Annotated in this window: 24 protein-coding genes and 1 pseudogene; 20 read left to right on the forward strand and 5 right to left on the reverse strand. The window is 33.4% G+C overall.

Annotated features, from left to right (window positions below; all coding sequences use genetic code 11):
* Positions 1 to 94: pseudogene (locus tag GXW81_RS04365) on the reverse strand (IS982 family transposase); the annotation flags it as partial.
* Between the two features lie 182 nt (positions 95 to 276).
* Here GXW81_RS04365 and GXW81_RS04370 point away from each other — a divergent pair.
* From GXW81_RS04370 to GXW81_RS04455, 18 genes are all read left to right on the forward strand, one after another.
* On the forward strand, positions 277 to 975 hold the full coding sequence (locus tag GXW81_RS04370) for an NAD(P)-dependent oxidoreductase (RefSeq protein WP_161531348.1): 699 nt from the start codon (positions 277 to 279) through the stop codon (positions 973 to 975).
* A 29-nt stretch (positions 976 to 1,004) separates the two neighbouring features.
* Positions 1,005 to 1,571, forward strand: a complete 567-nt coding sequence (locus GXW81_RS04375; protein WP_161531349.1) for a DapH/DapD/GlmU-related protein — start codon at positions 1,005 to 1,007, stop codon at positions 1,569 to 1,571.
* Positions 1,572 to 1,576: 5 nt separating this feature from the next.
* Entirely contained in the window at positions 1,577 to 2,548 is a 972-nt protein-coding gene (locus GXW81_RS04380) for a glycosyltransferase family 2 protein (RefSeq protein WP_161531350.1), read from the forward strand.
* A 12-nt stretch (positions 2,549 to 2,560) separates the two neighbouring features.
* Positions 2,561 to 3,577: a glycosyltransferase family 2 protein gene (locus GXW81_RS04385; protein ID WP_161531351.1), complete on the forward strand. Its 1,017-nt coding sequence runs from the start codon at positions 2,561 to 2,563 to the stop codon at positions 3,575 to 3,577.
* A gap of 38 nt (positions 3,578 to 3,615) precedes the next feature.
* The gene (locus tag GXW81_RS04390) at positions 3,616 to 5,049 is read left to right on the forward strand and encodes a lipopolysaccharide biosynthesis protein (RefSeq protein WP_161531352.1); all 1,434 of its coding nucleotides are present in this window, start codon (positions 3,616 to 3,618) and stop codon (positions 5,047 to 5,049) included.
* Positions 5,050 to 5,130: 81 nt separating this feature from the next.
* The gene (locus GXW81_RS04395) at positions 5,131 to 6,147 is read left to right on the forward strand and encodes a sugar phosphate nucleotidyltransferase (protein WP_161531353.1); all 1,017 of its coding nucleotides are present in this window, start codon (positions 5,131 to 5,133) and stop codon (positions 6,145 to 6,147) included.
* Between the two features lie 56 nt (positions 6,148 to 6,203).
* Positions 6,204 to 7,004, forward strand: coding sequence for a DUF4292 domain-containing protein (locus tag GXW81_RS04400; protein ID WP_161531354.1), 801 nt, complete (start codon positions 6,204 to 6,206; stop codon positions 7,002 to 7,004).
* Entirely contained in the window at positions 7,001 to 8,554 is a 1,554-nt protein-coding gene (locus tag GXW81_RS04405) for a M23 family metallopeptidase (protein ID WP_161531355.1), read from the forward strand. Before GXW81_RS04400 ends, GXW81_RS04405 begins: the two co-directional genes overlap by 4 nt.
* Before the next feature lie 30 nt (positions 8,555 to 8,584).
* Positions 8,585 to 8,767 carry a twin-arginine translocase TatA/TatE family subunit gene (locus GXW81_RS04410; protein WP_004916619.1) on the forward strand — a complete coding sequence of 61 codons (183 nt, stop codon included), beginning with the start codon at positions 8,585 to 8,587 and terminating at the stop codon, positions 8,765 to 8,767.
* A 109-nt stretch (positions 8,768 to 8,876) separates the two neighbouring features.
* Positions 8,877 to 9,074 carry a twin-arginine translocase TatA/TatE family subunit gene (tatA, locus tag GXW81_RS04415; protein WP_161531356.1) on the forward strand — a complete coding sequence of 66 codons (198 nt, stop codon included), beginning with the start codon at positions 8,877 to 8,879 and terminating at the stop codon, positions 9,072 to 9,074.
* A gap of 24 nt (positions 9,075 to 9,098) precedes the next feature.
* Positions 9,099 to 9,710 carry a DUF4254 domain-containing protein gene (locus GXW81_RS04420; RefSeq protein ID WP_161531357.1) on the forward strand — a complete coding sequence of 204 codons (612 nt, stop codon included), beginning with the start codon at positions 9,099 to 9,101 and terminating at the stop codon, positions 9,708 to 9,710.
* Positions 9,703 to 10,173: a hypothetical protein gene (locus tag GXW81_RS04425; RefSeq protein WP_161531358.1), complete on the forward strand. Its 471-nt coding sequence runs from the start codon at positions 9,703 to 9,705 to the stop codon at positions 10,171 to 10,173. The genes GXW81_RS04420 and GXW81_RS04425 overlap by 8 nt, the downstream gene beginning before the upstream one ends.
* A 19-nt stretch (positions 10,174 to 10,192) precedes the next feature.
* Positions 10,193 to 10,786, forward strand: coding sequence for a GTP cyclohydrolase II (gene ribA / locus GXW81_RS04430; RefSeq protein WP_079207520.1), 594 nt, complete (start codon positions 10,193 to 10,195; stop codon positions 10,784 to 10,786).
* Between the two features lie 162 nt (positions 10,787 to 10,948).
* Entirely contained in the window at positions 10,949 to 12,655 is a 1,707-nt protein-coding gene (locus tag GXW81_RS04435) for a glycoside hydrolase family 3 protein (protein ID WP_161531417.1), read from the forward strand.
* Between the two features lie 13 nt (positions 12,656 to 12,668).
* Positions 12,669 to 13,802, forward strand: a complete 1,134-nt coding sequence (gene bshA, locus GXW81_RS04440) for an N-acetyl-alpha-D-glucosaminyl L-malate synthase BshA (RefSeq protein WP_153935731.1) — start codon at positions 12,669 to 12,671, stop codon at positions 13,800 to 13,802.
* Positions 13,803 to 13,816: 14 nt separating this feature from the next.
* A complete protein-coding gene (locus tag GXW81_RS04445; protein WP_161531359.1) occupies positions 13,817 to 15,079 on the forward strand; it encodes a DUF2851 family protein in 1,263 nt (420 codons plus the stop codon).
* Positions 15,080 to 15,085: 6 nt separating this feature from the next.
* Entirely contained in the window at positions 15,086 to 15,307 is a 222-nt protein-coding gene (locus tag GXW81_RS10490; RefSeq protein WP_161531360.1) for a PspC family transcriptional regulator, read from the forward strand.
* Positions 15,304 to 15,825 (forward strand): GNAT family N-acetyltransferase, encoded by a 522-nt coding sequence (locus GXW81_RS04455; RefSeq protein ID WP_161531361.1) that lies wholly within the window; start codon positions 15,304 to 15,306, stop codon positions 15,823 to 15,825. Before GXW81_RS10490 ends, GXW81_RS04455 begins: the two co-directional genes overlap by 4 nt.
* Positions 15,826 to 15,963: 138 nt before the next feature.
* On the opposite strand, the gene GXW81_RS04460 is transcribed toward GXW81_RS04455, so the two are convergent.
* Genes GXW81_RS04460 through GXW81_RS04475 form a run of 4 tightly spaced genes read right to left on the reverse strand, consistent with a single transcriptional unit; the run spans position 15,964 to position 19,733 of the window.
* Positions 15,964 to 17,022, reverse strand: a complete 1,059-nt coding sequence (locus GXW81_RS04460; RefSeq protein ID WP_161531362.1) for a DUF3810 domain-containing protein — start codon at positions 17,020 to 17,022, stop codon at positions 15,964 to 15,966.
* Positions 17,012 to 18,490, reverse strand: coding sequence for an MFS transporter (locus GXW81_RS04465; RefSeq protein WP_161531363.1), 1,479 nt, complete (start codon positions 18,488 to 18,490; stop codon positions 17,012 to 17,014). The genes GXW81_RS04460 and GXW81_RS04465 overlap by 11 nt, the downstream gene beginning before the upstream one ends.
* Positions 18,491 to 18,529: 39 nt before the next feature.
* Positions 18,530 to 19,261, reverse strand: coding sequence for a 1-acyl-sn-glycerol-3-phosphate acyltransferase (locus GXW81_RS04470; protein WP_161531364.1), 732 nt, complete (start codon positions 19,259 to 19,261; stop codon positions 18,530 to 18,532).
* A gap of 13 nt (positions 19,262 to 19,274) precedes the next feature.
* Positions 19,275 to 19,733 carry a GtrA family protein gene (locus tag GXW81_RS04475; RefSeq protein ID WP_161531365.1) on the reverse strand — a complete coding sequence of 153 codons (459 nt, stop codon included), beginning with the start codon at positions 19,731 to 19,733 and terminating at the stop codon, positions 19,275 to 19,277.
* A gap of 115 nt (positions 19,734 to 19,848) precedes the next feature.
* Here GXW81_RS04475 and GXW81_RS04480 point away from each other — a divergent pair, with 115 nt between their 5' ends.
* Both GXW81_RS04480 and GXW81_RS04485 read left to right on the forward strand, forming a co-directional pair.
* On the forward strand, positions 19,849 to 21,981 hold the full coding sequence (locus tag GXW81_RS04480; RefSeq protein WP_161531366.1) for an outer membrane beta-barrel protein: 2,133 nt from the start codon (positions 19,849 to 19,851) through the stop codon (positions 21,979 to 21,981).
* 96 nt (positions 21,982 to 22,077) lie between these two features.
* Entirely contained in the window at positions 22,078 to 22,935 is an 858-nt protein-coding gene (locus GXW81_RS04485; protein WP_161531367.1) for a BadF/BadG/BcrA/BcrD ATPase family protein, read from the forward strand.
* Positions 22,936 to 22,942 lie beyond the last annotated feature (7 nt).

Raw genomic sequence — 22,942 nt, forward strand, 5'->3', positions numbered from 1 at the left:
TAGGTGTTCTTCTCTGATAACTAATCAGTTGATTTTCTGAAAAAAGTCCTAAAACTTCCAAAATTCTTTCATATATTTGCTCTATGTTGTTCATTTATATCGTTTTATAGCAAAAACAATATACTGATTTTCAGTCTAATAAACAACTCTTGTTTTTTTCATTTCATAATGCACAACGGGTTAAAATGAAGATGTTCTATCTGTTGGATATAATCCTCATTTTAAAAACAAAATATAATTAAAGGTGTTTATTAATTTGAAGTATATAATTTTATTATGGTTGTTGGAAAAGGACTTGTAGCATCATTATTTACGAATGTAGATAGAGAAGATATCATTTTTTTTGCATCAGGTGTTTCTAATTCGCTAGAGGTTAGGATGGAGGAGTTTATGCGTGAGGAAAATCTTGTTAGAGAAACTATTGCTAACCATCCTGATAAGGTAATGGTGTATTTTTCTACCTGTAGTATATATGATTCTTCCAAGGTAGATAGCCCTTATGTACGTCATAAATTAAAAATGGAGAATATTGTCTCAAACAATTGTAGCAGATATTTAATTTTAAGATTAAGCAATGTGGTAGGAAAAGGAGGCAACCCTAATTTACTGATGAATTATCTAGTGCGTTCGGTAATGAATGGAGAAGTCATAAATGTACACACAAAAGCAACTAGAAATTTAATAGACGCAGATGATGTGAGAGCAATAGTGTTGAGCTTAATTGAGACTCAAAATATAAACAAAATTATCAATTTAGCATATTTAGAAAACTATACTATTGTTGAAATATTAGAAATATTAGAATCTTTTTTTAAAATTAGACTCAATCTCAATCTTGTAAAGGCAGGAGCGAGTTATCCTATAAGTACCTCATCTGAAGTGGAAAATTATTATATAAAAAATAAACTTCTTGATAAAGAAAACTATCTTAGAACTATTTTGTCTAAGTATTATTCTATTTGTGATGTAGATTAAAGTTACATTTGTGTTTTAGTTTTATAAAAATGAAAAATATTATATTGTTTTTATTTTATAAGTTTTATAAATTTCTTAAGTATTCGGAAGTTTATCTATTGAGAAAAAAGTTCTTCTTAAATTCTCAATCCAAAATACATAGTTCTTTTAAGCTAGGGGCAGATAATGTGTTGGATATTCATTCTAAGGCTGTTTTCAATATAGCGGAAAATGTGATGATAAATCAAAATAATTTTATCACAGTAAAGAAAGAGGCTAAATTGAGTATAGGAAAAGAGACTTACATTACTAGGGCTACTATTTCTTGTTTGGAAGAGATAACCATTGGAGAAAACTGTATTTTAGGGGAAGGGTTGAAAATTTTTGATCATAATCACAGTTATACTCAGGAGCCTTTTTCTGTATCTAAAACAGAATTTAATACAGCACCTATAAAAATTGGTAATAATGTTTGGACAGGAGCGAATTGCATTATATTGAAAGGCGTGACGATAGGAGATAATGTGATTTTGGGAGCAGGGTGTACCATATATAAAGATATTCCTTCGAATAGTATAGTGATTAATAAACAAGAGTTAATACTAAAATCGGTGTAATCAGTATGAGTTTGGGATTTCCTATGGTATCGGTTATAATGTCGGTGTATAACGCAGAAAAATATTTGGCAGAAGCAATAGACTCGGTTCTTAATCAGACATATAGTGATTTTGAATTTATTATCATTGATGATTGTTCTACAGACTCCTCTTTTGCTATATTAAAAAAGTATGCCGCTAAAGATTCAAGGATAAAATTATTGCAAAAGAAAGAAAATAAGGGGACTCAGGGATTTATTGAAAATTTGAATTGGGGACTTGAGGAAGCTAGAGGTAAATATATTGCAAGGATGGATGCGGATGATATTAGCCATCCTACTAGATTTGAAAAGCAAGTGGATTTTTTAGATAATAATCCAAATGTTTTTATTATAGGCGCTCAATTAGATTTAATAAACGAGAAAAATGAAATAATAGGAGAAAAGTTAGCTAGCACTTACAATGAGGAAATTCAAGAGCGAATGCTTAAAACAATACAGCTATTTCATCCTGTTATTATGTTCAGAAATGAAGGTTTAAGGTATAGGGACAAGGTTTGGTATTGTGAGGATTATGAGCTGTATCTTCGTTTGATGTCGAAACAAAAAAAGATGGCTAATTTGCCAATTAAATTATTGAAATATAGGGTTTTAGGTGGTTCTATATCAAGAAAAGGGAGTAAGTTTATTAAATACATGTTTCTATCTAAAGCCTTTGAAATGTATTATGAAAGACAAAAAACAGGAAAAGATACTTACGAACAAATTAATCCTCACGCTTATGTGAATATACATAATATAGATTATAAAAACTCCATGCAAGAAATGGAACAAGCTGCGAGAGCTTGTTTAAAATATAAATTCAGAGAAGAATTGGTAGATCTAGTGAAGAAACAAAAAAAGTTTTATCCTAATGAGAAGTTTGGATTTTATTCTTTGGTAAGTAAGCTGCCATCGAATTTATTTAATCTCTGTTGTAGAATCTTAAATCGGATATAACATAGAATAAAAATGGATATATATATAAAATCATTCAATAGAGCATACTATCTAGATCGTTGTCTAGCGTCTATTGCAAGAAATGTGAAGGGAACTTATTCTATTACGGTTCTAGATGATGGCACTCTTCCAAAATATTTGGATAAAATAAAAGAGAAGTATCCTCAAATAAATATCAAAACATCTAAGTCTTATTCCCGAAAAATAAAGGGTGTAGAAGAAAATATTTTCTTAGGGAAGAATATAGATAGTTTTAATATTCCTACCGACTTGTGGGTAGAAGCAGTTGAGAATGGAACAGATTATTGTATCGTTACGGAAGATGATGTGTGGTTTACAGAAACAATAGATGTAGAAAATTTACTAACAGAAATAGAGAAAAATAATATCAATCTTTTAAAATTAGGCTGGCTAAGTAACTTTAAAGATGATGAATATCTCCAGATAGGTAAAATTAACGAAGACATCAATTTTAATAGACCTAAGGATTTGTTTTTAGGTTCTAAATGGCTAATGGATATATTTTTCTATAACCGTTATAAGTTTTTTAGTATTGCTTATAGATTAGGCATTTTTGATAATTATACCAAAAGAAAATACTGGTCGCTCAATTCTATCCTGATGGGGCTATGGAAAAAAGAATATTGGCTAGAAGTCTGGAAAGATGCAAAGGGTAAGGTGGACGAAAAACAACAACTAAGAAACGCTGCTGCTTACTATAATAAACATAAAAATAATCCTAATTTTATAGCTAGGCTTTCTAAAGAAGCTATGAAAACAACTTTTCAAAGTTCTGCAACTAACTCTTATCATGAATATGGGTTTAAGGTGGATATAAACTACATCAATTATCTTTTGAATGAGGCTTGGTATAATGATAAGTTAGATAGTATGCAAAACTATCCTAATGACTTTTCTATTGATTATCTAGAAACCTTCTTTGATGATAAGGTGGATAAAAACGAATATCATAAGTGGGTAGAGCAGTTTAAAAATCAATATAGAAACCTCGGCTGTAGTATAGACTAGAAGTTTATATTTTCTATATCTTTGCAGAAATTTTTGCTTTGAAAAAATTACTCAACGAGACTATCATTTACGGTATCGGGGCTATCTTACCGAGGGTTATTTATTTCCTGCTTAATCCTTTTTTCATTTACTATATCTCTAGGGAAGAGTTTGCCCAGTTTACCAATCTTTATGCTTGGATGTCTTATGTGAACATACTGCTTACACTTGGGTTTGAAACCTCTTTTTTTCGTTATTCGGCAGAGAAAGAAAACGAAAACAAGGCATTCTATACTTCGTTTTGGTTTCTGTTTTTTACATCAAGTTTATTTTTAGGTGGAGTTTATATTTTTAATCAAAGTATAGCAGATTCATTAGGGTATGCAGCTCACCCTGAGTATATTAAATGGTTTGCTTGGATTGCCTTTTTTGATACTATTTGTGTAATTCCGTTGGCATGGCTTAGATTTAACAATAAACCAATAAAATATTCTGCTATTAGAGTGGCACAGGTGCTGATGCAGGTATTAAGTGTTTTGGCATTATTTCTATTTATACCTAAAGAAACTTCTCAGAGCTTGGGTATGGAGACATCGGTATCCTACGCATTCGTAAGTAATATTATAGCTAGTGTGGTAGTGTTTGTGATGTTACTTCCTGTAGTTAGCAAGATAAGGTTTAAGTTTTCTATGAACTTGTTTAAACGAATGATAAAATATTCATATCCACTGATGTTGGCAGGATTAGCATTTGTTGTAAACGAAAACTTTGATAAAACGGTACAGTATAATATTATTTCTAAGGCAGAAGCAGGGGCTTATGGGGGTTGTTATAAGTTGGCGGTTCTAATGACGCTATTTGTTACGGCTTATAGAATGGGTATTGAGCCATTCTTTTTTAAACAAATGAATAATGCAAATGCGCCAAAAACTTATGCAAAAATCACGGAGTATTTCACATTATTCGCATCTGTAGCAGCGTTGGGTATTGTAGCAAATATCAGTTGGTTAAAATCAATTTTTATTACAGATAGCTCTTATTGGATCGCTATGGATATAGTACCGATTATTGTAGTGGGTAATTTGTGTTTTGGTATTTATTATAATTTATCTACTTGGTATAAAGTTACGGATAGAACCTTTGTTGGGACGCTTATTTCTTGGCTAGGAGCGGCAATTACCATTGTACTGAATTTGTTATTGCTCAAAGATTATGGGTTTATGGTGTCAGCGTGGGTAACCCTACTGGTTTATTTCTTAATGATGTTGGTGTCTTACTTTTTAGGACAGAAGTATTACCCAATCCCTTATAATATGAAAAAAATAATGTTGGTACTTTTGGTATTGTCGGTATTTTCGTTTCTGTCTTATCAAGTGTTTGAAGCAAATGTATGGATTGGGAATATTTTATTCTTAATCTTTGGGTTTGGTATTGTTTTTTCTGAGAGAAACTTAATTTTATCAATGGTAGCGAGGTTTAAAAATAGAGGGTAATTTTAATCAGTTGTTTATTTTTGGAGGAAGAAAAATTAAAATACTATATTTGAAGTTTAATTAGTAATTTATCATAAAAATATGAAAATAATAGTACCTATGGCGGGGCGAGGCTCCCGATTGAGACCGCATACTCTTACAGTTCCAAAACCACTTATACCTATTGCAGGTAAGCCTATTGTGCAAAGATTGGTGGAAGATATTGCAAAGGTAGCAGGGCAGCCTATAGAGGAAGTGGCTTTCATTATTGGAGATTTTGGTGATGAGGTAAAAGCTTCTCTAATTCAGATTGCAGAAAAATTAGGGGCTAAAGGGAGTGTTTATACTCAAGATGAGCCTCTAGGTACAGCTCACGCAATAAAGTGTGCGGAAGCTTCTATGCAGGGTGATGTGGTAGTAGCGTTTGCTGACACTCTTTTCCGTGCTGATTTTGTCTTAGATACTAATTCGGATGGTGTAATTTGGGTGAAAAAAGTAGAAGACCCTTCGGCTTTTGGAGTGGTCAAGCTAGATGATTATGGCTTTATTACAGATTTTGTAGAAAAGCCACAGACCTTTGTTTCAGATTTAGCTATTATAGGAATTTATTACTTTAAGTCTGCTGAGAAGTTAATGGAGGAGATCAATTATATTATGGAGAATAATATAATGCAAGGGGGGGAGTATCAGTTAACAACAGCATTAGAAAATCTAAGACAAAAAGGAGCTAAATTCTCTTTAGGAAAGGTAAATGATTGGATGGATTGCGGCAACAAAAACGCGACGGTAGAAACCAATAGTAAGATATTGCAATATGAAAAAGAAGCGATGTCTTCGTTCCCATCGTCTGCTAAAATAGAAAATAGCCTTATTATTCCTCCGTGCTTTATAGGGGAAAATGTGGTTGTTAAAAACTCCAAAATAGGACCTAACGTCTCTTTAGGCAATAATACTGAGGTAGTTAATTCTAATATAGATAACTCTTTAATACAGGAAAAAACCCTGATTAATCATGGTAATTTGAGTAACTCTATGATAGGTAACTCTGCTAAATATTTTGGAGTATCTAGAGAAATTTCGCTAGGAGACTATTCGGTGCTAGATTTTCTTTCTAAATAGATGTATAAGTTTTTAACTATTTTTTCGTTATAGCTAGATAATTAACATTCAATATTATGAATAAACTTTGGTTATTAGGGATAGCTGTGCTTATGCTAGTGACGTGCAAAACACAGCAAAATGTTCCGTCCACACCACCTGTGAGTACACATAAAAAGATAGAAAAAGACCAAGTTTTTTTCAATAATATCCTTAGAGAATCTGCTTTTAAAAATTTAAAGATTTCCAGTAAAATTAAGGTAGATAATGGGAGTCCAATTCCTACGTTGGACGCATTAGTTTATATAGAAAATCAAAAGAAAGTTTGGATAAATCTTTCAGCGTTGTTCTTTAATGTAGCAAGAGGTGTCGCTACGCCGGAAGGCGTTAAAGGTTATGAGAAGTATAATAAAACTTATATAGATTCGGATTTTTCTTATCTTAATCGACTTCTGAATGTTAACTTTATTGATTACTCAGCTCTTCAGAATTTATTGGTAGGGAGGACTTTTGTTCCTATTAAAGATAGTGATTTTGATTTGACTAAAAATGCACAAGGTTATCATTTAACATCGGCTAAAAATCAAAAAATAACAGTAGATGGTAAGGTAAATGAGTATAAAATGGAATTAGATTATGATACCATGTTTAATCTTAGTAGAGTGAAATTATCTGACGCCAAAACACCTGATTATCTAGAAGTTTTTTATACCAATTGGGATAATTTTGAAGGAAATTATCTGCCTAAAAATGTTAAAATTATTATAAAAGCAAAAAAAACAGACCAGATTTTCATAGAAAACACGAAATTTGACTCCTCTACTATGGATACACCATACACGGTACCAAGTAACTATACAAAGAAGGAAATTAAATGATATTTAGGAAGTTAAGTTTTTTATTGAGTGTATTGTGCTTTGGGTTGTTTTTTTCTCAGAAGAAAGAGCAGCTTCAGAGAGAAAGTGCTGAACTGAAAAAACAAATTGCACTTATCAACTCTAATCTTGCTAAAACTCAGAAGGAGGCAAGGCTTTCGATAGCACACCTTAATGAAGTTAATAAAAAAATTCAGTTAAGAGAGAAGGTTTATAATAATACACAAAAGGAGAAAAGGCTGATTGAAGATGATATTTATCTTCGTCAAAAAGAAATTAATAAGTATAAAAAAGAACTGGCTATACTAAGAAAAAACTATGCTGAGATATTAGTAAAAGCTTATAAGAATAAAGGTATTCAAAATAAAGTTACATTTATTCTATCGGCTAAAAATTTGGGAGAGGCTCTAAGAAGAGTACAGTATCTTAAACAATACTCTGATTATCAAGATAAAAAAGCTAAAGAAATTAGCAGTAAAGCGGCAGAAATTCAGCAAGCTTTAAAACTGAAACAAAAATCAGTAAAAGAGAAAGAAAATATTCTTACTCAGCAACAGAAAGATCTTTTAGTAATCCAAAATGATAGAAAACAAAGGGAACTATTATTAGAAGACTTCAAGAAAAATGAGGCTGCTCTTACGGCTGAACTTAAACAAAAGCAAGCACAAGCTAAGAAAATTGAAGGGGAAATCCGAAAGATAATAAACGAAGAAATAGCCGCTGCTAAAGCGAAAGAAGAGGCAGAGCGAAAGGCTAGATTGGAAAGAGAAAGACTTGCGAGAGAGGCAGCCGCTAGAGAAAAAGCAAGAATAGATGCCGAGAATAAAGCTAGGGCAGAAGCATTAGAAAGAGAAAGAAAAAAAGCGGAAGCAGAAGCTGCTAGATTGGCAGAAATTGAAAGAAAGAAGCAAGATGATGCTAGAAAACAAGCTGAACTTGCAAAAGCAGAGGAAAATGCAAGGAACGAAGCTCGTCGAATAGCCGCAGAAAAAGATGCTAGAGAAGCTGTTGCTAGAGCTAAGGCTGCAGAAGAAAAAGCTAAGGCAGCAAGAGATGCTGAGGCAGAACTAGCCAAGAGAAAAGAAGAGGAAAAGAAAAAAGCGGAGGAAAAAACGAAGACCGCGTTTGGTGTAGGAGCAGCAACAGGGGCTAATTTTGCTGAAAATAGAGGGCGAATAGGCTTTCCAGTGGAGAGAGGGCAGGTAACACACCGTTTTGGTAGACAGCCACACCCGGTATTTAAGAATATAGTTGAGGAGAATAATGGGATTAGAATTGCTGTTTCTCCCGGTACTAAGGCAAGATGTGTTTTCCCTGGTGAAGTGTCAAGAATTTCTTTTGTCGGGGGGACTAAAACGGTTATTGTAAAACATGGTAGCTATTTTACCATATATAGCAACTTATCTGATGTTTCGGTTTCTCCTAATCAGAAGGTTTCATCAGGAACTACAATTGGGACTATAGCACAGGATTTTGAGGGAGCTTACTCTCTAGACTTCCAAATTTGGAATGGAAGTACTCCTGTTGATCCTATGGGATGGGTCTCAAATTAACTATAAATTGAATAAAAATATAAATAAATTATGTTAACGACTATTTTAGCACTATCAGTACAACATATACTTATAGTGTTGGTTATACTACTCTTATTGTTTGGAGGGAAAAAGATTCCGGAGCTGATGAAGGGCTTAGGTTCAGGTATTAAGGAATTTAAAGATGCAGTAAAGGAGGAAGAAAAACCTTCAACAGAAGAAGAGAAAAAGTAGAGCAAATCTATTAGAGGGTTAAATTTTGGTAAGGATAGCGTATTAGTTTATATGTATAAATTTTGCTATCTTTACCAAAATTTTGTTTTAATACTATAAAGATAAATATATGTTAGTAGCTATTCTTGGGGCAGTAGGACCTTGGCAGATTGTTGCCATCGTGGTTGTATTATTACTTTTGTTTGGAGGAAAGAAGATTCCAGAACTTATGAAAGGCTTAGGCTCAGGTATTAAAGAGTTTAAAGACGCGGTAAAGGAAGATGATAAAAGCAAACCTTCAACAGAGGAAGAAAGCAAAAAATCATAATTAAAAAGTAAGATTTTAAATTAAATGAGTTTTTCTGAAAAAGCTTGGAATATTTTTAATCAAGCCATTATAGACTATCATAAAACAGATGATGTAGATGCAGTTGAGTCTAATCCGTTCTCCGAAAATACTTTGGAACGACTTTTGTATTCAAAGAATTGGATTGATACCGTTCAGTGGCATTTAGAGGATATTATTCGTGATGAAAACATATCTCCTGAGGAAGCTCTAAAGATTAAAAGAAGAATAGATTCATCTAACCAAAATAGAACCGATTTGGTAGAGTATATAGATGATTATTTTCTAGAAAAATATAAATCTGTGAAGCCTAAGGAAGATGCTAAAATCAATACAGAAAGTCCAGCATGGGCTATCGACAGATTGTCTATATTAGCTCTTAAGATTTATCATATGAAGATAGAAACCTTAAGAGATACAGCAGACGAGGAACATAAACTGAAGTGTTCTAATAAATTGGCTGTTCTTGAGGAGCAGAAGGTAGATTTGAGCACAGCTATAGATAGATTATTATTTGATATAGAGAGCGGTAACAACAAAATAAAGACTTATAAGCAAATGAAAATGTATAATGATGATAGTCTAAACCCAGTTTTATATCAAAAGAAAAATGTTTAAAAATCTCTTACCCTTAGTATTCACTATATTTTTACTGGTTTCTTGTTCTGTAGAGCAAGTTAACTTGTCTCCTCTTTCACAAGGGATTGTTTCTAAAGGAGAGGCAAAAACTTCACCTGACACCATAGTTATGAGTGCAAGTGTGAACGTTAGCCAAGTAAAGTATGCTTCTGAACTATCAACAGCGGCAGATAAACTTCCGAGGTTTTCAGATGCAGCAATAAATAAGCATATAGATTTAATAAAGTTCAATGTTTCTGAGTATCTTTATGCACTTAGGGAACACAACGAAAATAGAAAGGTAAGAACGCTAGACGGTTTGCAAAAGAGTTACAAAAAACTTCAAGGGCTGAGGAAAAATCTTTCTTTAGAAGAAGATGAAGCTCTTAATTTTTATTTGGTTAAAATCAAGACCAACATCACACTATTAGAATCTATTAAAACATCTTCTGATAACTTTTAAGTAAAGGTACGCTTATTTTATGTTGAAAATACAGGCTGAGGCTAATATCCCTACCGATTTTGGTGTTTTTAAAATGATTGCATTTTCTGATAATGAAATGGATTGGACACCACATATTGCGTTGATTGCAGAAAATACAGACTTTTCTAAGGAGGTCAATGTTAGGTTTCATTCTGAGTGCATTACTGGAGAGATATTTCATTCTAAAAAGTGTGAGTGTGGGCAGCAGCTAGATGCTGCGATGCAGTATATGCAGAAGAATGGCGGTATTATTCTTTATTTGAGACAAGAAGGTAGAAATATCGGGATTATCAATAAGCTTAAGGCTTATGCTTTGCAAGAGCAAGGAATGGATACTGTACAGGCAAATCTACATTTGGGACTACCTGCCGATGGTAGAGATTTTGGTGTGGCTATTGATATTTTAACTAATTTGGGTGTAAAAGAGATTAATTTACTTACTAACAATCCAGATAAATTAAAATTTGTAGAGGATAGTACAATAAAGCTTAATGAAAGGATTCCTTTACAGATACCTTCTAATGAAGTCAATGAGGATTATTTAAAGGTGAAAAAAACTTACTTTGGGCACTTGCTAGAAGATAATAAATAATCATAATATCAATTATATAAGGTTAAAGAGCTCTTTTTTACTAAAAAGATGCTCTTGTTTTTTTAATAGTAGGCTTATAATAAAATTGTATATTTGTTGTGGTTACAACTAATTTCTTTGAGTATAATGAATATAAATGTTAGAACAGTCTTAGCTTATGTGATGTTATTTTTTATTTTTGGGAATAATAAAGCACAATATATACCTAAAAATAACGCTGAAATCCTAAAAAAAGAAGCCAAAGTTTATGCTGAAAAAACTTATCAACAGCTTTCTGAAGATGAGAAAATAGGGCAACTTTTTATAGTCGCATTATATACTAATAAAGGGGAATCTTTCATCAATCAAGTCAAGACATTAGTGGAGAAGGAAAATATAGGAGGGCTTATATTGATGCAAGATGATACTCGTAGGCATATAAATTTGGTGAATGAACTTCAAGGTAAATCTAAAATACCTCTGATGATAGGTATGGATGCAGAGTGGGGACTTTACCAAAGGCTTCCAATAGCACATAAGTTTCCTTGGGCAATGACACTTGGGGCGATTCAGGATAATACGCTTATTTATGAAATGGCGGCTAAAATAGCTGAAGATTGTAAAAGAATGGGGATTTATTGGGATTTTGCTCCTGTGGTAGATGTTAATACCAATCCTATCAATCCCATTATAGGTAATCGTTCTTTTGGATCTAATGTGAAAAAAGTGATAGAGAAAGGGTTGGCTTACAGTTATGGTTTACAGGATAATGGAGTTTTGGCAAGTATTAAGCATTTCCCAGGTCATGGAGATACCGATACAGATTCTCACTTGGATTTACCTGTAGTTAATCATTCATTACACAGACTTAATAAAGTGGAGTTAGCCCCATTTAAAGCACTTATGGATAAAAAAATAGGGGGTGTTATGGTGGCTCATCTCTATGTTCCGTCTTTGGAAAGTCAAAAGGGAATTCCTGCTTCTATTTCGTATAATATTGTAACTAATTTGTTGAAAAATAAGTATGGCTATCAAGGGCTTATTATTACCGATGCTCTTAATATGAATGCGGTTGCGAAGAGGTTTAGTCCGGGAGAACTTGATTTAAGGGCGTTTAAGGCGGGTAACGATATTATGCTTTTTTCTCAAGATGTACCTTCTGGTAAAAGGTTAATTAAGAAAGCTTTGCAATCTGGCGAGATTGCTCAAGATAGACTAAGAGAGTCAGTCATGAAAATTTTGGAAGCCAAGTATCTATTAGGGCTACAAGATTTTAAACCTATTGATGCCAATAACATAGAACGAGATTTAAATAATGATACTCATCAAGAATTGACAGAAAAGCTATACGCCAACGCTTTAACATTGATAAAAGATGAGGCAAAAGCACTACCTTTAAAATCATCAAAATATTATTATTTACCTTTGGAGGAAGCTTCTTATCAAGACTTTATTAGAGAACTTCAAAACGGAAGAGAAGTAGAGCTTATCACAGAAGATAAATTGAATACTTTACCTCAAAATACTCCAATTATCGTAGGGCTTCATAAGGATAACAGCACAGCATATAAGCCTTATAAAATATCTGCTAAATCTAAGGTAATTTTGGATAGAGTAGCTGCCAGGCATCAGTTGATATTGGTGGTGTTTGGCAGTCCATATGCTTTGAGAGACATAAATATAAAGGATTATCCAACGGTACTTGTGGCTTATGAAAATAATGAATTGTCTATGAAGGCCACCGCCAAAGGACTTTTAGGTAAAACTAAAATACATGGGCGACTTCCTGTGGTGGTAAATCAAGATTTAAAAGAGGGGATAGGGATAGATGTAGCACCTGTACAGAGCGAAACTGAATGTAGTGCTAGACCAAATATCATCATAGAATAAAATGTTGAAAGGTATGAAAATAGGCATTCTTTGTTATCCTACTTACGGAGGAAGTGGTATTGTAGCTACCGAATTAGGAATGAGTTTAGCTCAAAAAGGTTACGAGGTACACTTCATTAGTTCTAACCTTCCCGCACGGTTGGATATGACTAACCCTAACATTTTTTTTCATAAAGTAAATGTTGAAACCTATCCGTTGTTTAAATATCAACCGTACGACATTGCCTTGTCTTCGGCTATTTATCAAGTAGTTAAACTTTATAAACTAGACCTCATACACGCTCATTATGCTATTCCATATGCTTATGCAGCCTTTGTGGCAAAGCAGATGCTGAGAGATGAAGGTATTTTAATTCCCATAGTTACCACACTACATGGCACCGATATTACTTTGGTGGGGCAACATCCTAGTTATAAGGCAGCGGTTCAGTTTTCTATCAATCATTCAGATGCGGTAACTTCTGTTTCGGAAAGTCTTAAAAAAGATACTTTAAAAGCCTTTACTATTAAAAAAGAAATACAAGTTATTCCAAATTTTATTGATAACGATTTATATAACAGTTTTGTAGGGTGTTGTAGAAGACAATTTGCGGAAGATGACGAAAAACTACTGATTCATGTTTCTAATTTAAGAAAAGTTAAGAGAATTCCTGATGTGTTAGAAGTGTTTAAAAGAGTGCAGGAAAAAGTACCAAGTAAATTAGTGATTATTGGTGAAGGTCCTGATATGGAACTGATTAACGATTTCCTTATGGCTCATCCGTACCTTATAGACAAAATAAGAATTTTAGGGAAAACTAATGATTTGTACCAGATTTTAAAATGTACTGATGTGTTTCTGCTTCCTTCTGAACAGGAGAGTTTTGGTTTGGCAGCGTTGGAAGCAATGGCGGCAGGAAATGCGGTGATTAGTAGTAATGCAGGAGGGATACCAGAGGTAAACATACAAGGAGAAACAGGCTTTTTAACGGAAGTGGGCGATGTGGAGACTATGGCTAAAAAGACTATCAATCTCTTGCAAGATGATGCTTTGCTCCAAAAGATGAAAGAAAGAGCAAAAGAAGTAGCCTTGCGTTTTGATTTAAAAAATATTCTCCCACAATACGAGCAGATGTACCGTGAAACGATAGAATCTTTTAAAAGTTAACCTTAACTTTTCGTATGAACGAGCAACTACTGCAATATCTTTGGAATTTTAAACTCTTTAAAACTTTTGATTTTAAGGATACTAAAGGTAATAAGGTAGAGGTCTTAGATTTTGGTCAGTGGAATTCCGACGAGGGAGCCGATTTTTTGTTTGCTAAAATTAAATATCAAAATATTGTTTTAGCAGGAAGTATAGAATTGCATTTAAAATCTTCGGATTATCAAAAACATCAACATCATTTGAATAGACAATACGATAATATTATTTTGCATGTGGTCTATACTCACGATAAAGATGTGGAAGAGTTGGTTGAGAAAAATATCCCAACATTAGAGCTTAAAGATTATTTGGAGACTTCTACACTAGAGAAATATCAGCGGTTAAAGGCTCAAAATGAGTTTATTCCGTGTGAGAAGTTGATAGAGGTTTCTAAAATTCCGTTTCAGTTTTCAGAGGAAACATTACTTAAAAAACTTGACCAAAAATCTTTGGAAATAGAAACCGCACTCGCTGAAACTAAGAATAATTACGAAGAAGTTTTATTTCAAAATTTGGCGTATGTTTTTGGACTTAAAATCAATGCTTTTGCTTTTAAGCAAATCGCAAAAAGTGTAAGCTTTGGTATTGTAAATAAAATAAGACATCATCAAAATCAATTAGAAGCTTTATTTTTCGGGTTGAGTGGCTGGCTAGAAACACCTTCCGATACGGAAACCGAGATGTGGAAAAGAGAATTTGATTTTCTAAAAGCCAAATATCAACTGAACGACACTTTTGTAGTTCCTAAATTTTTAAGATTAAGACCTGCTAATTTTCCCACAATAAGGCTATCTCAGTTAGCGGATCTTTATCATTTGCATCAAAATTTATTTTCAAAAATAATTAAAGTGTCTTGTCTTGAGGAGCTTTATGAATTGTTTACTCCAGTTAAAGCATCGGAATATTGGGATAATCATTATAATTTCGGAAAATCAACGGATAAAAAATCAGTTAAAAAACTGACGAAAAGTTTTATAGATTTGGTTGTTCTTAATGCTGTTCTTCCTATAAAATATACTTATCATAAACATTTGGAGGAAGATATTTCTGAAACTGTTTTGGATTTTTATCAAAATATAAAACCAGAAAAAAATAGTATCATAGAACAGTGGGAGGCTTTGGGAGTTCCTATTAAGACGGCTATGGATAGCCAAGCCTATTTATTCCAGTATAAAAGTTTTTGCAGTCAGAAAAAATGTCTAATTTGCAGTATTGGATATCAACTTTTAAAAAGATAGTAGTTTATGTTTGAAAATTTAAGACATAGATTTGAGCGTGAATGGTTTGGTGTACTTACCAGAATGGGGTCTAAGCTAGGAATTCCGGTATCAAAGTTAAGAGTTTTTTTCATTTATTCTACATTTGCGACGGCAGGAGTATTTTTCCTTCTTTATTTAGGGCTGGCATTTCTTCTTTGGATAAAAGATATGTTCATTGTGAGAAGACCTAGCGTATTTGATTTATGATAGAGATACAAATAAAGCCTGTGAAGAGTGATAATATTGCTAAACTACAGGAAATCTATCAATCTTATATAAATACTTTTCCCAAAGACGAACGTCGAGATGAAGCAGATTTTTGGGCTTTAACTAGAAAAGAATTTTCTCCTATAAGAGAAATTACAAGGGGAGAAGCTAGTGTAGGTTATATTATAGTGTGGGATTTATCATTATGCTTGTTTGTAGAACATTTTGAAATATACACACCTTTTAGAAATCAAAATTTAGGTTCTCAAGTATTGAATTATTTAAAAAATAAATTTCCATTGATAGTCTTGGAATCAGAGCCTGATAGTTTAGGAGAACTGGCTTCTAGAAGATTGAATTTTTACCAGCGTAACGGATTTACAGTCCTAGATAAAAGTTATATTCAACCAGCTTATTCAGAGGATAAAATGCCTATAAATATGTATTTGCTAGGCACAAATATGCCCGATGATTTGTGTATCGTTACTGAAGAAATAAAGAGTAAGGTTTATAACTAATATGAAATGTTTTTTTATAAATGAAAAAAAGTGTATATTTGGGGAACCTAAGGAAAAGGGAGGAAATTTTCCTTTGAGTAATATTTTTTTTCATCATTTGTGTTTTTAAGAGAGTCATACTATATAGTATGACTCTTTTTAATTAGCGATAGAAAGTCGTTCGTACTTGATTAAAAGTTCAATAAAGTAAGAGTAAGTAATTCTGCCTTCTTGCTGATTAGATTTCAGGAATAGATGGTTAGTCAATCCAAAAAAATCAGAAATGAGTCCTGTATGTTTATTTATAAAATTTTTCTCATAAGCTCGGTCTCGTTTCATTCCATCAGAATATTCACTAAGGATTTTTTCAACGAATTGAGGCTCTGTATCTACTAACGAGTTAAGTAAACTTTTAAGAGTGAAATATTGAGTGCTGTATTTTAGGTCAATATTATCACTGTTAATTCCTATGAGATAACCTATGAAATTAGCTTCTTGTTCCCTTGCGTAACCCAACTGATGAGCACTTTCGTGGGCTAAAGTAAATGGCAAATAGGTGTCAGGAAGATTAGGGTTATATTGAGCTTCGGCAGAAAAAGGATTGTAATACCCTAAAATACCTGTATCATTCATTATAAAAGAAAAAATACTAGATTTGAAGTTGGAGATGTCAGTTGTTATTTTAGAGTTTAAACCTAAAGGAAGTTGCTTCTGTTGGTTAAGAATTTCAGAGGTTACAATACTTAAATTTTTTATTTTAAAAACACCGTTAGAATCTTCGGAGACTTGTGCTCTACTTTCTTTACATAAGTTGAGGTATTTAATAGCGAGAGTTTTAGCCTCGTTAATACTAGGTTCTTCTTTGGGCAAAAGATTTATTATTGGTGGTTGAAAATAAGTCATTCCCCAAAAACTTTGATAGATGAAATAGAATATATTAACTCCTACTAATAGTTTTAGTAATGATTGTTTTTTCTTTTTAAATATTGAAACTAAGTTATAAATGAGAACTACAAATAAAACAATGTACAATATATCTCCAATAGAAAACGGAAACAAAGATGAAAGATATTGATGTATTTCTTTTTTTAGTTCAAAAAGAGAGTTGAAGAATTCAACGGCTAAAGAAATTTTGGATAGAATATAGAATAAAACGAATTGGGCAAACAAAATGCCTGCCCAAAATCTTTTCTTTTTATGTAAACTACTAGTGTGCACTATTAGAATTCTCAGATAAGATAACGCCTTTCTTTTTAAGGATTTTAGGAGTGATAAAACCATAAAAAGCCAAGTAGCTGAAGCATATAACAGGAATAATGTACGAGAAATGCGTGTAAGTCATTCCCAAAATTCCGTTTGGAGAGGTAAGGTCGTGGTCGCAAACCCACCCTTGTATCAGAGGAATAACACCCCCTCCTAGAATCATCATTACCAAGAACGAAGAGGCTTTACCTGTATTTTTACCAAGCCCTGCGATTGCCAAGTCAAAAATAGAAGGCCACATAATAGAGCAAAATAATCCACCTGAAATAAAGAAATATTTGGCAATTTCTTTATCTGGGTAAAATAAACCTAAAATCATCATTGCGGCACCTGCCACTCCAAAAATCATTAGTGTTTTTCCAGCGTTTTTACCACCTAGGAAACTCATAACGATAAAAATAAAAATCCAAATAGGGTAGATGTAAAATGCAGAAATATCTTTTCCACTTAGATGGTTAGCACCTAAAATAATTCCAAATGCTACGAATGGCACAATAAACTTTAAAGCTAAATTAGTAGAAGACGAGGTGTTGAAAACATTGATACCACCATTCCATCTCCCAATCATCAAACTACCCCAATAGAGTGATACGAAAGGAGCAATGTCGTGTTCCAAAACATTACCAAATTCTGCAGTGTGTAATAAGGCAGGTAAATTACTAATAATAGAAACCTCAACACCTACATAAATGAAAATGGCAAGCATTCCTAATAGGAGTTGCGGATAATTAAAGATATTGAAAGAGGAATCTTTATCTGTATTATCTACTTCATCTGAAGCAATGTCTTTAGCAGGGTCTTCTATTTTAGAAAATAGCATAAATACCGCTACTAGTATAAAAGCAATACCAAGTATGATAAACGGTAATTTAACATCGTTGAGGTTTAGACTAGTGTCTCCATTACCTCCCGTTCCGAAAAGGGCTAATCCTAATAAAATAGGACCAATGGTAGTTCCCAAAGAGTTGATACCTCCTGCTAAGGTTAGCCGGTGAGCTCCAGTTTCTGGGCTTCCCATTTTAATAGCGAGAGGATTGGCAACAATCTGTTGCACAGAAAATCCTAATCCTACAATAAACAAAGCTGTTAAAAAGAATGCAAAACTATGATTAGTGGCTGCTGGTACAAATAAAAAGGCACCAATAGCAGAGATTACTAATCCGAAGGCTAAGGTCTTCTTGTAACCAAATTTTTGCAGAATATCACTAAACAACGATATAATGAAAAATATAACTGAACCTATGAAATACGCCGCATAGAATGCCCACGCGACTAGTTGAGATTGTACCTGAGAAAGAGTAAAACTCTTTTTAAAAACAGGAATAAGAATATCATTACTTGCGGCTACAAATCCCCAAAAGAAGAATACAATAATCAGGGATATAAACTGAGACCATTTGGTTTGTGCTGTATTTTGTTCCATTTGATAAATGTTAAGAGAGCAAAGATAATTATTATTATCTTACAATGTATTTTCTTCTAGTGTGTTTTTGATAAGCTGATGCGCCTTTGTTTTAAGTTCATCTATATTGTAGGCTTCAGGAGTGTCAATAATCTCATTTAAAAATACCTTCACTTTACCTGGGTAACCTTTAGAATTATCAAAAGGAAACATTTCTTTTAATCCAATAAAAGTAAATATAGCTAGCGGCATACCATGTTCCACCGCTAGAGAGAATGCTCCATTCTTAAAATTGTCTAGAATAATGCTTGTGTCATCAGGAACACCACCTTCAGGGAAAATTACCATATTTTGTCCACCTCTCATTCTCTCAGCAGATTTTGTGTACACTTCGGCTCTGCTTTTAGGGTCTTTCCTATCCACCATTACAACTACTCTTTTGTAAATAGTTCCGAAGATGGGGATTTTTACCAACTCTTTTTTTCCTACAAAACAAATAGGATGATTAGGCAACAAAATAACCATCAGCATAACATCAATCACAGAAGTATGGTTGGCAATTACAATGTATTGTGTGTTGGGATTAAGATTTTTTGAAGTTTTCTTAATTAACTCGTATCTAAAGCCCATACCATAGAATACGCCTAACGCCCAAAGTCTAATAAAAAAATAACAAATGTTGTAGTGCCCCTTTCTAAATGAAAAAAGATAAACCCAAGGTCCTAGTATTAGCACTAGAACAATGTTTAGTATCACAAACCATAAACGCCATAGATAAACCAGTGCCACCATAATTTTGAAAATTTTATCCGTTGAATACCATTCGTTTTTTCACACTATAGTTGAGTATAGATACCAGAGCGATGGCTGATACTTTGCTAAGTATTTCTCGGCTGAAGGTAAAGAACCATAGTTTAAGATAAGTATCAAAAACCCACCAAAAGAAAACTTGGAAGAATATAAGACTCAAAAAAGTAGAAAAAACAGAAACCCCCATAAAGTAAGCGAACTCTCTCTTCTTAGAATGTTTGCCCCTCTGAAATACAAACCAAATACTCAAGAAATAGTTGGTGATAATACCACTACTGGTAGATAAAATATTACTCAACGGGTAATGCACGCCCATAAAATCTACTTCCATAGGGAACCATTGAGGAATAAAGATACTAAGCAGCTTAAAAGAACCTATCTCTACTATAGCGCTCAAACCACCTGCTATAATAAAGAATAGAATTTGTTTTTGTTTCAGTAGATGCTGTTTCATAAAGTGGCAAATTTAACTTTAATAATTAAAAGATGTAAAAAATCTAGCAGAATTTTTTACAAAATGTAACAAAAGTAAACGATTTACGACCTACTATGCTATAAAATATAACACAATGAAAAAACAATTAATTCTATTGTCTTTAGTGAGTTCGTTTTGTGTGATGGCACAGGAGAAAGGTGGCTCAAAGGAGAAAAAGATAGAAGAAGTTACCATCACCAAAACCAAAAAAGCGATAGAACAAAAAGCAGATAGAACGATTTTTGATTTTTCGGAGCAGCCTCAACTTAATTCAGGGACCGCTTTAGATGGGATAAAAAAAATACCAGGGCTTGTGTCATCTGATGTGGCAGGTATGCTTTATCAGGGTAAAATGCTAGAGGTCTTTATGGATGGCAGACCACTAAATATTTCTAGTAACGAACTGAATGCTTTTTTAGAAGGTATGCCAGCCAATTCTATAGAACGAATAGAGATTATCACACAGCCAGGAGCAGAGTTTCCTGCAACTTCTGGAGGAGCAATCCTTAATATTATCACTTCCAAAACGGCTAAAAATTACCTTACAGCTACTTATTCTGGCAATTACTCTTTTACTAACGAAGAAAAAGTGCGTAGCCGAACTAATAATTCCGTTTTGTTGAATGCTAAAAATAAATGGTTTGGTTGGCAACTTAATGTGGGACAGAATTATAGAGAATCCTTACTTAGAGGAAATACGGATAACATAGCCTCTGTATTTACCGACCGCTGGGGGCGTGGTTCTTTTATTAAAGCAGCAATGACTTTTGATATTGGTCAAGACAGGTTATTATTAAACTACGACCTCAATCGTAATAACAATGATTCTAGAGCAAATAGTAGCGGTGTCTTTTCAGGAATGCCTTACGAAAGATTAGACGAAACCTATTCGTTAGGAAATAGGCATGAGTTTATCGCCACTTATCAAAAGAAATTTGATGATAAAAATAAGAAGCTAGATTTCCGATTTTTATTCAATAAGAATGATAATAAATTTCAGCAGGAAAATCAAATGCTTAATGGAGTTGGAAAAAACCAGTTGATATTAAACAATTTATCAGATGCTAGAATTTCTACTTTTAAGGTAGATTACTCTCAACCGATAAATATTTTAGATGAAGGTAAAATCAGTTTTGGTGGGTTGTACGAGAAGCTAGACTTTAATACTCAGTCTGGAGGTATTACCAATTTAGACTATCAAAGACAAACGGCATCGTCTTATTTAGAATTACAAGCTACTTTAGGGAAATTTGATTTCATAGCAGGAACTCGTGCCGAAGATTACGATATTTCAGGCGAGTCTTACAATATAACTACAAAGTCTAATAATCAACTAATTCCTTTTAATCAGTTTAGATTTTTCCCCAATGCAAGCGTACAGTACAACTTTGGTAAGCAGGTTTATTTTGCTTTAAACTATAACAAAAAAATTACGCTACCTAGCATTTCTGCTCTTAACCCTAATAACAATACTCTTGCTAACGGAAACCTTTGGACGACGGGTAACCCTAATCTCCAACCAACAATTTTTGACAACTATGAGGCTAAACTTTCTGCGTTTGACTATGCCTTTATTGGTTATAATGTAAGCGTAGCTAAAAATCAGCTTATTCAGAAGGTAACTCGTCAGGGAGATGTGATTGTTAATAGTCAGGAGAATTTACCACAATTTAGAATCCACAACTTTAATGTAGGACTTCCGTTGCCGTTTATGCTATTCCATAAACCACTAAGCGAGGTGATGAAGATGAATTTTAATCCAGATAAAATCAACTTTATGTACCTCTATGCAGGTTATCAAAAACACGAAATTCCAGAAATGAAAACCAAAGGATTTTGGATTTTGAACCTGATGTCGCAGTTTATACTTCCGAAAGATATTAAACTAGTGGCTAATTTTGGTTACTTTACACCGAACGGGAACTACTACTATTTTGTAGCCGATAAACCGTTTATGAATACGCTAGACCTTACGCTTTCCAAGAAGTTTATGCATGACCGTTTGAGTGTTTCGGTATTTGCTAATGATATTTTAAACGGGCAAAGAATGCAAATACGTTCTATGACACAAACGCCTAATGTTGTGCTCTTTAATAAGTGGGACAGCCGTAGCTTTGGACTTTCTGTAAACTACAAAATCCCAACTAAAAACCGCCTAGCAAAAGAAAACCCTAACCTTTTGAATAAGGATAAAAAAGAAGATACAGGGCTCATCCAAGGTCTTTAAAAACTAAGATTATAGATACTTTTAAAGGAAAAAAGGAGCGTTTTTTGCTCCTTTTAATATTTATTATTTATATCTTAGCGAATTAAATTGTTTTTTATGATAGCAATTGTAGATGGAGGTTCCACGAAGTGTGATTGGGTAATTCTTAACCCTAGCGGAAGTTTCAAACTTAAAACAGAAACTGTAGGTTTTAATCCTAATATCATTCAGATTGATTTAATTCCGAAAGAAATCGTTAAAAATCAGGATTTAAACCAGCTTCAGTCTAGGGTTACTCAAGTGTTCTTTTATGGTTCTGGGTGTGGCATCGCAGAGAATAAGGCGGTGGTAGAGCAGCAGCTAAAAAAGGTATTTACCAATGCGAAAATAGTAGTGAGTGAAGACCTTACAGCAGCAGCCTATGCTGCTTATAGAGGTGTACCTGCCATTGTCTGTATTTTGGGTACAGGCTCCAATTCTTGTTACTTTGATGGAACGAATGTGAGAAGCGATTTGCCCTCTTTAGGCTTTTTAATCGGTGATGAGGGGAGCGGTAGTGCTCTAGGGAAGCATCTTTTAAGACGATTTTTTATGAAGAAGCTCCCTACCGATTTGCATCAGGATTTTGTAGATACCTATAACCTAAGTATAGAAGAGGCGATTAAAAATATGTATCATAACCCTAGAGCTAATGCCTACTTAGCTAGTTTTAATCAGTTTATTGCTGAAAGAAAACAGCACCCTTATTTACAAAATTTAGTCTTTGACGAAATGAAGAATTTCTTAGACTATCACGTGTTGCCTTACAAGGAAGCTAAAGAGGCTGAAATTAATTTTATAGGTTCCATCGCTTATGTGTACGAAGATTCTTTACGAGCGGCAGCGGCAGAACTTAATCTTAGGGTAGGGACTATCGTGCAAAGACCCATAGAAAGTTTGGTAAATTATCACAAAAAATACATACTAGAAATTTAAACTTAAT

The sequence above is a fragment of the Riemerella anatipestifer genome (genome assembly GCF_009932355.1).
GTDB classification, from domain to species: Bacteria; Bacteroidota; Bacteroidia; order Flavobacteriales; family Weeksellaceae; genus Riemerella; species Riemerella anatipestifer_E.